The organism is Aeromonas sp. s6, from assembly GCF_040907815.1.
Lineage (GTDB): Bacteria > Pseudomonadota > Gammaproteobacteria > Enterobacterales > Aeromonadaceae > Aeromonas > Aeromonas caviae.
Genome location: NZ_JBFOCN010000122.1, coordinates 266130 through 278526, shown reverse-complemented (window position 1 = coordinate 278526; position 12397 = coordinate 266130). Strand labels below are relative to the sequence as shown.

Below are 12397 nucleotides of genomic sequence, written 5' to 3'. Positions count from 1 at the left end.
CATTTTATAAACAATTTTTTGGGTGGTTGGACTGTCTCTTTGATCCAGCTCACGTTACAATGCGCGGGCCCACTTCACCTATCGCGCAAACGATTTTCAGGAGATAAACGGATGTTGAAACGTGACATGACCATCGCCGGCTATGATCCAGAGCTGTGGCAGGCCATCACAGACGAGACCCGTCGTCAGGAAGAGCACATCGAGCTGATTGCGTCCGAGAACTACACCAGCCCCCGCGTCATGGAAGCCCAGGGCTCCCAGTTGACCAACAAGTACGCCGAAGGCTACCCGGCCAAGCGTTACTACGGCGGTTGCGAGTATGTGGATGTGGTTGAAACCCTGGCCATCGAGCGCGCCAAAGAGCTGTTCGGTGCCACCTACGCCAACGTGCAGCCGCACTCCGGCTCTCAGGCCAACAGCGCCGTCTACATGGCCCTGCTGCAACCGGGCGACACCGTGCTCGGCATGAACCTGGCCCACGGCGGTCACCTGACCCACGGCTCCCCCGTCAACTTCTCCGGCAAGCTGTACAACATCATCCCCTACGGCATCGACGAGTCCGGCAAGATCGACTACGACGAGATGGAGCGCCTGGCCGTTGAGCACAAGCCGAAGATGATGATCGGCGGCTTCTCCGCCTACTCCGGCATCGTCGACTGGGCCCGCATGCGCGAAATCGCCGACAAGATCGGTGCTTACCTGTTCGTGGACATGGCCCACGTGGCCGGTCTGATTGCCGCTGGCGTCTACCCGAACCCGGTGCCCCATGCTCACGTGGTCACCTCCACCACCCACAAGACCCTGGCCGGTCCGCGCGGTGGTCTGATCCTCTCCGCCGCCGACGACGAAGATCTGTACAAGAAGCTGAACTCCGCCGTCTTCCCGGGTGGTCAGGGCGGCCCGCTGATGCACGTCATCGCCGGCAAGGCTGTGGCCTTCAAGGAAGCGCTGGAGCCCGAGTTCAAGACCTACCAGGCCCAGGTCGTGAAGAACGCCAAGGCCATGGCGGCGACCTTTATCGAGCGCGGCTACAAGATCGTCTCCGGCGGTACCGACAACCATCTGATGCTGGTTGACCTGATCGGTCGCGAGCTGACCGGCAAAGATGCCGACGCAGCCCTCGGCAAGGCCAACATCACCGTCAACAAGAACTCCGTACCGAACGACCCGCGTTCCCCGTTCGTGACCTCCGGCGTGCGTATCGGCACCCCGGCCATCACCCGCCGCGGCTTCAAGGAAGCCGAGTCCATCCAGTTGGCCAATTGGATCTGCGACGTGCTGGACAGCCACGACAACGAAGAAGTGCTGGCGACCGTGCGCGAGAAGGTGCTGGATATCTGCCGCCGCTTCCCGGTCTACGCATAATCAGCCTGACCTTCAGGTTGAAGACCAATGCCACCCTCGGGTGGCATTGTTTTTTGCAGTGTCTGGCAAGATGAGACAGAGGTGACCATGTGCGATGACATGGAAGAGGACGTGCTGGAGGCGTCACTGCGGCAGACGGTTCGGGCCCAGTACCACTTTCGCGCCAGCGAACAGGGGCTGCTGGCCTGGGATGTGTGCCGCTTGATCCGGCTGAGCCGCAACCTGCCGGTGCAGGCGGTGGCACTCGGCGAGATTGCCGAACTTGACCGCGACCACTGGTACGGCCATGGCGATGCCACGCCCACGGTGCGCAGCGTGGTGGCGCATTGCCAGCTCATGATGGCGGCGGATCTCGCCTATCCCATCCTGCTCGACAGCGCCGGTCGGGTGATGGATGGCATGCACCGGGTAGGCAAGGCGCTGATGCTGGGCCACAGCCATATCGAGGCGCGTCGTTTTGCTGTGGATCCTGAGCCCGATTACCTGGATTGCGACCCCGAGGCGTTGCCCTATGACGACTGAGTCCTGCCCGAAGGCCTGGCAGGTTGTCCCTTGTTTTCATGGGCTTTTACCGGCTCTGGATGGCCGTGTTACACTGGCCGGCCTAGCGCCAGCCCCCGGGGCCTGCGCCCATTTTCATCCACGCCGGAGGTCAGATGCATTGCCCTTTCTGTAGTGCCGTTGATACCAAGGTGATCGATTCCCGTCTGGTGGCCGAGGGCCATCAGGTGCGCCGCCGTCGCGAATGCCTGCTCTGTCACGAGCGTTTTACCACCTTCGAAATGGCCGAACTGGTCATGCCCCGCGTCATCAAGTCCAACGGCTCCCGCGAGCCCTTCAACGAAGACAAACTGCGTGCCGGCATTCTGCGGGCGCTGGAGAAGCGGCCGGTGAGCATGGAGGCCATCGAGAAGGCGGTCAACCACGTCAAGTCCCGCCTGCGGGCCACCGGCGAGCGGGAGGTGGCCTCCCAATTGGTGGGCAATCTGGTGATGGATGAGCTCAAGAGCCTGGACAAGGTGGCCTACATCCGCTTTGCCTCCGTCTACCGCAGCTTTGAAGACATTCGCGAATTCGGGGAAGAGATCGCCAAGCTGGAGAAGTAACGCCGGCCTGCGGCTCCCTATGTGAATAAGAGAGGGCCTGCCGTTGCGGCAGCGCCAGTTGTTACACCAGTGAGCCATCCAGATAGCGCATGGTTGCACTGGTGAAAAAGTATGAGGGCGTGCGGCCGCATCCTGCGATGTGTGTGCCCGTCGCCATGGCGTCAGATGCCATGGCCGATCTGCCCGAGAAGGCGTGCGGCAAGCGCGTACACCCTATTTTCTTGTCCCATCGGATGGCCGTGCCACGGGGGACAGGTTGCTGGACACAGGAGCCCGGATGTTTAGTCAAGACGATTACCAATGGATGAGCCGGGCCCTCGAACTGGCCCGGCGCGGCCGTTACACCACGGCTCCCAACCCCTGCGTCGGCGCCGTGCTGGTGAAGGCCGGCGTGGTGGTGGGGGAGGGCTGGCACAAGCGGGCTGGTGAGCCCCATGCCGAGGTCTATGCCCTGCACGCGGCAGGGGAAGAGGCCCGCGGTGCCACCGCCTATGTGACCCTGGAGCCCTGCTCCCATCATGGTCGCACGCCGCCCTGCGCCGAGGCGCTCATCAAGGCCGGGGTGACCCGGGTGGTGGCCGCCATGGTGGATCCCAATCCCCAGGTGGGCGGGCGCGGCCTGCGGATGCTCTCCGAGGCGGGGATCAAGACCGATTTCGGCCTGCTGGCCGCGGAAGCCGAGGCCCTCAATCCCGGTTTCTTCAAGCGGATGCGCACCGCGTTTCCGCTGGTGACGGTCAAGCTGGGGGCGAGCCTGGATGGTCGCACCGCCATGGCGAGTGGCGAGAGCCAGTGGATCACCTCTCCGGAGGCGCGCCGGGACGTGCAGCGGCTGCGGGCACGTCACGATGCGGTCCTCTCCAGCGCCGAAACCGTGCTGGCGGATGGCGCCTCCCTCACCGTGCGCTGGGACGAGCTGCCCCCCTCGGTCAAGGCGGTCTATCCCAAAGAGACGTTGCGCCAGCCACTGCGGGTCATCGTGGATTCGCAAAATCGGCTCACCCCGGATCTGCCCCTGTTCCAGAGCGAGAGCCCGGTACTGCTGGCCCGCCACAAGGCATCCGGTGAGTGGCCCGCCTGGGTGCAGCAGCTGGAGGTGCCGCTGCTGGATGGCAAGCTGGATCTGGTCAGCCTCTTCATGCTGCTGGCCAAACAGAACGTCAACTCGGTACTGGTGGAGGCGGGGCCACGGCTGTGCGGCGCCCTGCTGGAGAAGGGGCTGGTGGACGAGCTGGTGCTCTATCAGGCGCCCAAACTGATGGGGGATGAGGGGCGCGGCCTGTTCCATCTGCCGGGGCTGACCCGGCTGTTCCAGGCCCCCAAACTCAACCTCAAGGATGTGCGCATGCTTGGCCAGGATATTCGCATCACTGCGAAAATAGCCTGATTTTTCAATGTTCACGGGGGCATCCGTCGCCCCCGTCATCAGCAAGGTGATCTGCATGTTTACCGGAATTATCGAAGCGGTGGGAACCCTGGCCGAGCTGCGTCGCCAGGGGGAGGACATGGCCCTCACCGTGCACGCGCCGACCCTGGACTTCAGTGACGTCAAGCTGGGCGACTCCATCGCTACCAACGGCGTCTGCCTCACCGTGGTGGCGCTCGGGGATCACAGCTACACCGCCGACGTCTCCCTGGAGACCCTCTCCCGCACCGGTTTTTCTGCCGCCAAGGTGGGTGATCCGGTCAACCTCGAGAAGGCGTTGATGCCCACCTCCCGCCTCGGCGGCCACCTGGTCTCCGGCCACGTGGACGGCATCGGCGAGGTGAAGAGCAAATCGTCCAGCGGCCGCGCCATCGAATACTGGATCAAGGCGCCGGGGGAGCTCTCCCGCTACATCGCCGAGAAGGGGTCGATTGCGGTGGATGGCATCAGCCTCACCGTCAATGCGGTTCAGGGGGATCTGTTCCGGCTGACCATCGTGCCCCACACCGCCCAGGAGACCACCATCGCCCGCTGGAAACCCGGCTACCGGGTCAACCTCGAGGTGGACCAGATAGCCCGCTATCTGGAGCGGCTGATGACGGGCAAGCGCGAGGAGAGCAGTGCCTCTACCCTGACCCTGGAAAAGCTGGCCCAGTCCGGATTCTTGTGAGCCGTTTTGACGGGAAAACGCGGTTCTGTGATCCCGCGCGGATTGAAACGGGGCCGCGTGCCCCCATCTAGAGCACAATACGCAGTATCAAGTCGAGCCGACTGGCTCAATCCCCAAGCATGTTGATGGAGTAGCCCATGGCGCTGAGCACGACCCAGGAAATCATTGCCGATATCAAGGCTGGCAAGATGGTGATCCTGATGGATGACGAAGACAGGGAGAACGAAGGGGACCTGATCATGGCCGCCTCCTGTGTCCGCCCGGAAGACATCAACTTCATGGCGCGCTACGGTCGTGGCCTCATCTGCCTGACCCTGACCCGGGATCGCTGCAAGCAGCTGGCGCTGCCGCTGATGGTCGATCGCAACAATGCCCAGTTCTCCACCGCCTTCACCGTCTCCATCGAGGCGGCGGAAGGGGTGACCACCGGCATCTCCGCCGCCGACCGCGCCGTCACCGTGCAGGCTGCGGTGGCGCCCCATGCCAAGGCCGCCGATCTGGTGCAGCCCGGCCACATCTTCCCGCTGATGGCGCAGGATGGCGGTGTGCTGACCCGCGCCGGCCACACCGAAGCGGGCTGCGATCTGGCCCGGCTGGCCGGCTTCGAGCCTGCCTCCGTCATCGTCGAGATCCTCAACGAAGACGGCACCATGGCCCGGCGCCCGGATCTCGAGATCTTCGCCGAAGAGCACGGCATCAAGCTCGGCACCATTGCCGACCTTATCGAATACCGCAACCAGCACGAGACCACGGTAGAGAAAGTGGCCGAGTGCAAGTTGCCCACCGAATACGGCGAGTTCGACCTCGTCACCTTCCGCGACACCATCGACAACCAGGTCCACTTCGCCCTGAAGAAAGGGGACGTGAAGGCCGACCAGCCGACCCTGGTACGGGTGCACCTGCACGACGTGCTGAGCGATCTGCTGCTCACCGACCGCCACAGCGCCCGCAGCTGGCCGCTGCCCAAATCCATGGCCCGCATCGCCGACGAGGGCGGGGTGCTGGTGATCCTGGGGGCGGAAGCCCATGGCGCCGAGCTGCTGGCCAGGGTCAAGGGTTTTGAAGCCGCCGACAAGGGGCTGGCGCCGGAAGGGGCCAAGTGGCAGGGCACCTCGCGCCGGGTCGGGGTCGGTTCCCAGATCCTCAAGGCGCTGGGGGTCGGCAAGATGCGCCTGTTGAGCTCCCCCAAGAAGTACCATGCCCTCGGTGGCTTTGGTCTGGAAGTGGTGGAGTACGTCGGCGAGTAAGCGCTGCGTATGGTTGAATTCATCACCATGGCCGCCCGTTGCGGCCATGGTTTTTTGTCGCGGCTCTGTTGTGCTAGAATGCGTGCACTTTTGAGCCCGGCCCCTAATTGATTGCACAGAGACAGGATTTCCAATGAAGATTATCGAAGGAAATATCGCCGCTCCCGAGGCGCGTGTTGCTATTGTCGTTGCCCGTTTCAACAGCTTCATCAATGACAGCCTGGTGAACGGCGCGCTGGACGTGCTGAAGCGTCAAGGTCAGGTCCAGGAGAGCAATCTGACCCTGGTGCGCGTACCGGGGGCCGTCGAAATTCCCCTGGCGGCCAAGAAGCTGGCCAAGAGCGGTCAATACGACGCCATCGTCGCACTCGGCACCGTCATCCGCGGCGGTACCTACCACTTCGAACTGGTAGCGAGCGAGAACGGCAAGGGTCTGGCCCAGGTAATGATGGAATACGACATTCCCGTTGCCTTCGGCGTGCTGACCACTGAAAACATTGAACAAGCCATCGAACGCGCCGGTACCAAGGCGGGTAACAAGGGTGCAGAGGCTGCACTGAGCGCGCTCGAAATGATCAACGTCCTGAAACAACTGGACGTGTAACGAGGAGAAATGCATTGAAACCGTCCGAGCGCCGTAAGGCCCGCCATTGCGCCACCCAGGCCATCTACCAGTGGCAGATGACCCAGGCCAACGTGGGCGACATCGAAGAGCAGTTCAAGATCGATCAGGACACCAAGGGTGTGGACCTGAACTATTTCCGCGATCTGCTGTTCGGGGTAGCGGTCCACTGCAACGAGCTGGACAAGGTGTTCGCGCCTTTCCTCTCCCGTCCGCTGGAAGAAGTGGACATGGTGGACAAGGCGATCCTGCGTCTGGCGACCTACGAGCTGACCCGTCGTGAAGATGTGCCGCCGCGCGTGGTGATCAACGAAGCGATCGAGCTGGCCAAAGCCTTCGCCGCCGATGACAGCCACAAGTTTGTCAACGGCGTCCTGGACAAGGTGATCAAGACGCTGCCCAAGCGCTGATCCTGCTGTCCGTCAGCAATTAAGAGAGGAGCCAGCTTATTGCTGGCTTTTTACTGTATGGGTGAATTTGAGCTGATTGAGAAGTACTTCAAGGTCCCCCACGCCCGCAAGGACGTGGTGATGGGCCCTGGAGATGACTGTGCCCTGCTGACCCTGCCCCCCGACGCCCAGTTGGCGGTGAGCACGGACACCCTGGTGAGCGGCGTGCACTTCTTCCCCGACATGGATCCGGTGGATCTCGGCTACAAGGCGCTGGCGGTCAATCTCTCCGATCTGGCCGCCATGGGGGCCGAGCCGCGCTGGGTCTCCCTGGCCCTGACCCTGCCCGCCATCAACGAGCGCTGGGTCGCGGGTTTCGCCGAAGGGTTCCTCGAGCTCGCCGAGTACTACAACGTGGCGCTGGTGGGGGGAGACATGACCCGCGGGCCCCTCTCCATCACCGTCTCGGTGAAAGGATCGGTCCCGGCAGGTCGCGCCCTGCTGCGCAGCGGCGCCAAGGCCGGTGACGGGGTCTACGTGACCGGTACCCTGGGAGATGCCGCCCTGGCGCTCTCCCACCTGCTGGGCAAGCGCACCCTCAACGAGAACCAGCTGGCGGCCGTGCTGCCGCGCCTCGACCATCCCCATCCCCGCATCCTGGCCGGTCAGGCCCTGCGCGGGCTGGCCAGCAGCGCCCTGGATCTCTCCGACGGCCTGGCGTCTGATCTCGGCCACATCCTCAAGGCGTCCGGCGTGCGGGCCCAGATCGATCTCAACCTGCTGCCCCTCTCCCCCGTGTTGCAGGATGCGGTGCCGGCCATGGATGCCTGGCAGCTGGCCCTGGCCGGGGGCGACGACTACGAGCTCTGCTTCACCGTGCCCCAGGAGCATCACGGCGCCCTGGACACGGCGCTGGCCAATTGTGGCGTGAAGTTCACCCGCATCGGTCGCATCCTGGCCGGGGAGCCTGGCATCGACTACCTGCAGGACGAACAACCCGTCGAACTGCACCTCAAGGGCTGGGATCACTTCGCATGATGTCTTTCAAGATAAAGCCCGAACTGACGCGGCTGAACCTTAAAAACCCGCTCCACTTCCTTGCGGTTGGGTTTGGCTCCGGCCTCTCCCCCAAGGCGCCGGGCACCATGGGGACCCTGGCAGCCATCCCGCTCTATCTGTTGGTGAGCGGGCTGCCGACCTCCTGGTTCATCGTCCTGCTGGTGGTGGGTTTCGTGGCGGGCATCCGCATCTGCCAGAGCGCCACCGACGCCATCGGGATGCCGGATCACGGGGCTATCGTCTGGGACGAGGTCATCGGATTCGGGGTCACCATGATTGCGGCCCCGGCCGGCTGGGAGTGGGTGCTGGCGGGTTTCGTGCTGTTTCGCCTGTTCGACGTGCTCAAGCCCTGGCCCATCTCCTGGTTCGATCGCCGCATTCACGGCGGGCTTGGCATCATGCTGGACGATCTCATCGCTGGCCTGTTTGCCCTGGCCTGCATGCAACTGCTTGCCCACTGGTGAGGGGAGGTGGCTCCCGAACGCCCGTCTCGTTGTTTTTCACTCCTCTCCTCTTGCAAAGAGGTCGGATATACCGCACACGCAGGCCCTGAGGGGCCTGCGTTTTTTTGTATGCAATCCCTCCCGGCTTGCCGTGCCGGCGGGCCTGTGGCCCAGGTTGATCCTTCTGCATTGTCCCTATTTAGCTCTGCCTATTTTTCCTTACTCCGGATATGCTGCCGTCAAAAAATCATTTCACATAAATATTCACTACTCATTCGAAGCTGGTCAGCATAATGCTGATAGTGAATAAGATGGTTTGTTGCTATTTTGTTGAAACATAATTGGTTGATGGTCTCGCATTGCCAGCGTAATCTCTGGTAATGTGACTTTTATCGACATTTTAACCCCAGGGTGTCGGCATTCTCTGGGCAAAGTATTGCGAAATTGTATAACTGGATCATTTACACCTGCGGGCAAACCGACTAACTTACTCGCGGGTTATTCCAAAAAAATGCAAAAAACCCGCCCGGATCGCTGGTTTGGCTGCCTCATGGATTGAGCGTTAATTACACAACAACGGCTCTCGAGCAGTACCAAGGCACAACCAGCATCTGCGGCTGATTTACGGACGAATTATTTGGGACGGATGTCCCCCGCAGAGGTAACCATGTCCTTGCTTGAAGTCAAAAACTTGCGGATCGAGTACCCCTCCCGCTACGGGGTGCTTGCCGCGGTCAAAGATCTCTCTTTTTCTGTTGAAAAGGGCGAGATCGTCGGCGTCGTCGGTGAGTCCGGCGCTGGCAAATCCACCATCGGCAACGCCGTCATCGATCTGTTGAGCCCGCCCGGTCGCATCGCCCGTGGTGACATCTACCTCAACGGCGAGCTCATCTCCGGGAAGAGCCAGAACGAGATGCGGGCCATTCGCGGCTCGCGCATCGGTTTCATCTTCCAGGATCCCATGACCTCCCTCAACCCGCTGTTCACCGTGGAGCAGCAGCTGGTGGAGACCATCCTCGCCAACACCGACCTGTCCCGCGAGGCGGCCTTTGCCAAGGCCCTCGAGCTGATGGGGGCGGTGGGGATCCCGAACCCGGACGTGCGCATCAAGCAGTATCCTCACCAGTTCTCCGGTGGCATGCGCCAGCGGGTGGTGATCGCCATCGCCCTCTCCGGGGATCCCGAGCTCATCATCGCCGATGAGCCGACCACGGCGCTGGACGTCTCCATCCAGGATCAGATCCTCCAGCTCATCCGCAACCTGTGCAAAGAGCGCCAGGTAGGCTGCATGCTGGTGACCCATGACATGGGTGTGGTCTCCAACGTCACCGACAAGGTGGCGGTGATGTACCGCGGCGATCTGGTGGAGTTTGGCACCACGGAACAGGTGCTGGGCCGCCCCAATCACCCCTATACCCGCAGCCTCATCTCGGCGGTGCCCCGCTCGGATGTGAAGCTGGTGCGCTTCCCCCTGGTCTCCTATATCGAGGATGCCGGTGCGGCGGATACCGGCATCGATCTCAAGACCCACTGGCTCGGCCAGAGTCAGGACGAGCGCACCTATGAAGGCGCGCTGTTGCGGGTGGAGAACGTGGATCTGAAGTTCGTCACCAAAGATTCCATCTTCCCGAGCCGCCGCCAGTACGTGCGGGCCTGCAACAACATCAGCTTCGAGATCTTCGAGGGTGAGACCTTCGGTCTGGTGGGGGAGTCGGGCTCCGGCAAATCCACCATCGCCCGTGCCATCACCGGGCTCTATCCGCCCGACACCGGCAAGATTGTCTTCGAGGGGATCGATCTCACCGCCCTGAAAGGGGAGCACGAGCGTCGCCCCCTGCGCCGCCAGATGCAGATGGTGTTCCAGAACCCGTACTCTTCGATGAACCCGCGCATGAAGGTGCGTGACATCATCGCCGAGCCGATCCGCTTCCACCGCCTCGCCGAGAGCGAGCGGCAGATAGAGCAGATCGTCGGGGACCTGCTGGATCACGTGGGCCTGGGCCGCGGCGCCGGGGTCAAGTATCCCCACGAGTTCTCCGGTGGTCAGCGCCAGCGCATCTCCATTGCCCGCGCCCTGGCGACCCGCCCGCGCTTCCTCATCTGCGACGAGCCCACCTCGGCGCTGGATGTCTCGGTGCAGGCCCAGATCCTCAACCTGCTCAAAGACTTGCAACAGGAGCTTGGGCTCACCATGCTGTTCATCAGTCACGATCTGCCGGTCATCCGCCAGATGTGCGACCGCATCGGTGTGATGCAGCACGGTCATCTGGTGGAAGTGGCCGAGACCGAGAAACTGTTCACCAATGCCGAGCATGAGTACAGCCGCAAGCTGATTTCCCTCATGCCGGAATTCAAGGGAATGTCCCGCGAGGGGCTGGAAATCGCAAGCTAGGAAAGCACCGGTTCGCCGGTTTGTCTGTCAATAAAAAGCCAAAAGCATGGAGAAAGACATGAAGAAAGGATTATCCAAGATCGCCATGGCGCTGTTCGCCGCTGGTCTCGCGTTCAACGTTTCTGCTGCCGACATCAAGGTCGCCGTCGCGTCCGACGCCACCTCTCTGGACCCGCAGGAGCAGCTCTCCGGTCAGACCCTGGAGATGTCTCACCTGGTGTTCGACCCCCTGATGCGTTACACCCAGGATCTGCAGTTCGAGCCGCGTCTGGCCGAGAAGTATGAGCGCATCGACGACAAGACCGTCCGTTTCCACCTGCGCAAGGGTGTGAAGTTCCACTCCGGCAACGACTTCACCGCCGATGACGTGGTATGGACCGTCAACCGTCTGAAGGCCTCCCCGGACTTCAAGGCGATCTTCGACCCCATCGCCGAAGCCAAGAAGGTGGATGATTTCACCGTGGATCTCGTCACCGCCAAGCCGTTCCCGCTGGTGCTGCAGACCGTCACCTACATCTTCCCGATGGACTCCAAGTTCTATAGCGGCAAGACCGAGGCGGGCAAGGACAAGGCCGAGATCGTGAAGAACGGTGACTCCTTCGCCTCCACCAATGTCTCCGGTACCGGTCCGTTCAGCGTCAAGTTCCGCGAGCAGGGCGTGAAGCTGGAATACGTGCGCAACGCCAACTACTGGGACAAGGCCTCCAAGGGCAACGTCGAAAACCTGACCGTGGTACCGATCAAGGAAGACGCCACCCGTGTTGCAGCCCTGCTGGGCGGCGACGTGGACATGATCTACCCGGTTGCCCCGAACGATCTGGAGCGCGTGAAGAACGGCAAGGATTCCCAGCTGGTCACCCTGTCCGGTACCCGTGCCATCATCATCGAGCTGAACCAGAACACCAACCCGGCGCTGAAAGACAAGCGCGTGCGTCAGGCGATCAACTACGCCATCAACCAGGTGGGCATCGTCGACAAGATCAACAAGGGCTTCGGTACCCCGGCCGGCCAGCTGAGCCCGAAAGGCTACGCAGGCTACAACGAGGCGCTCAAGCCCCAGTATGATCTGGCCAAGGCCAAGGAGCTGATGAAGGAAGCCGGTTACGAGAAGGGCTTCAAGATGAGCTTCATCTCCCCGGCTGCCCGCTACGTCAACGACGTCAAGATTGCCCAGGCCGTCTCCGCCATGCTGTCCAAGATCAACATCAAGGTGGATCTGAAGACCATGCCGGTGGCCCAGTACTGGCCGGAGTTTGACAAGTGCGCCGCTGACATGCAGCTGATCGGCTGGCACTCCGACACCGAAGACAGTGCGAACTTCTTCGAGTTCCTGACCTTCACCAAGGATGCCAAGACCGGCATGGGTCAGTACAACTGCGGCGGTTATGCCAACGCAGAAGCTGACAAGATGGTGATGGAAGCCAACACCGAGACCGATCCTGCCAAGCGTGCCGCCATCCTGCAGAAGGTGGAAGCCATGCTGATCGACGACGCTGCCTATGTGCCGCTGCACTGGGAAGACCTGGCCTACGGTGCCAAGAAGAACGTCGACATCAAGCCGGTGGTCAACGTGATGAACTTCCCTTATCTGGGTGACCTGGTGGTCAACAAGTAAGCGAAGCGTTTAAGGAAGGACCCGGCGGGGCACCCATGGTTGCCCCGCCATTAACAGAAGCCT

Annotated in this window: 12 protein-coding genes; all 12 read left to right on the top strand. The window is 62.0% G+C overall.

Translation table 11 applies throughout. The annotated features are described in order from the left end of the window. The first annotated feature begins 111 nt into the window (after window positions 1–111). Window positions 112–1365: a serine hydroxymethyltransferase gene (gene glyA / locus AB5Y50_RS20435; protein ID WP_010675397.1), complete on the top strand. Its 1254-nt coding sequence runs from the start codon at window positions 112–114 to the stop codon at window positions 1363–1365. An 87-nt stretch (window positions 1366–1452) separates the two neighbouring features. Continuing rightward, complete coding sequence (locus AB5Y50_RS20430; protein ID WP_052816033.1) at window positions 1453–1887, top strand: hypothetical protein; 435 nt, start codon at window positions 1453–1455, stop codon at window positions 1885–1887. 134 nt (window positions 1888–2021) lie between these two features. Beyond that, a complete protein-coding gene (gene nrdR, locus AB5Y50_RS20425; protein ID WP_052815969.1) occupies window positions 2022–2471 on the top strand; it encodes a transcriptional regulator NrdR in 450 nt (149 codons plus the stop codon). A 277-nt stretch (window positions 2472–2748) separates the two neighbouring features. Then, window positions 2749–3858: a bifunctional diaminohydroxyphosphoribosylaminopyrimidine deaminase/5-amino-6-(5-phosphoribosylamino)uracil reductase RibD gene (gene ribD, locus AB5Y50_RS20420; RefSeq protein WP_039040300.1), complete on the top strand. Its 1110-nt coding sequence runs from the start codon at window positions 2749–2751 to the stop codon at window positions 3856–3858. Between the two features lie 55 nt (window positions 3859–3913). Beyond that, window positions 3914–4567 carry a riboflavin synthase gene (locus tag AB5Y50_RS20415; RefSeq protein ID WP_039040359.1) on the top strand — a complete coding sequence of 218 codons (654 nt, stop codon included), beginning with the start codon at window positions 3914–3916 and terminating at the stop codon, window positions 4565–4567. A 137-nt stretch (window positions 4568–4704) separates the two neighbouring features. Then, on the top strand, window positions 4705–5814 hold the full coding sequence (gene ribBA / locus AB5Y50_RS20410) for a bifunctional 3,4-dihydroxy-2-butanone-4-phosphate synthase/GTP cyclohydrolase II (protein ID WP_010675392.1): 1110 nt from the start codon (window positions 4705–4707) through the stop codon (window positions 5812–5814). 133 nt (window positions 5815–5947) lie between these two features. Next, the gene (ribE, locus tag AB5Y50_RS20405) at window positions 5948–6418 is read left to right on the top strand and encodes a 6,7-dimethyl-8-ribityllumazine synthase (protein ID WP_010675391.1); all 471 of its coding nucleotides are present in this window, start codon (window positions 5948–5950) and stop codon (window positions 6416–6418) included. Window positions 6419–6432: 14 nt separating this feature from the next. Continuing rightward, complete coding sequence (gene nusB, locus AB5Y50_RS20400; RefSeq protein ID WP_010675390.1) at window positions 6433–6846, top strand: transcription antitermination factor NusB; 414 nt, start codon at window positions 6433–6435, stop codon at window positions 6844–6846. A 57-nt stretch (window positions 6847–6903) separates the two neighbouring features. Further along, window positions 6904–7863, top strand: coding sequence for a thiamine-phosphate kinase (gene thiL / locus AB5Y50_RS20395; protein ID WP_043153245.1), 960 nt, complete (start codon window positions 6904–6906; stop codon window positions 7861–7863). Further along, window positions 7860–8348, top strand: a complete 489-nt coding sequence (locus AB5Y50_RS20390; RefSeq protein ID WP_043153244.1) for a phosphatidylglycerophosphatase A — start codon at window positions 7860–7862, stop codon at window positions 8346–8348. Before thiL ends, AB5Y50_RS20390 begins: the two co-directional genes overlap by 4 nt. A 646-nt stretch (window positions 8349–8994) precedes the next feature. Further along, entirely contained in the window at window positions 8995–10719 is a 1725-nt protein-coding gene (locus AB5Y50_RS20385) for an ABC transporter ATP-binding protein (protein ID WP_052815971.1), read from the top strand. A gap of 58 nt (window positions 10720–10777) precedes the next feature. After that, window positions 10778–12334 (top strand): ABC transporter substrate-binding protein, encoded by a 1557-nt coding sequence (locus AB5Y50_RS20380; RefSeq protein WP_010675386.1) that lies wholly within the window; start codon window positions 10778–10780, stop codon window positions 12332–12334. Window positions 12335–12397 lie beyond the last annotated feature (63 nt).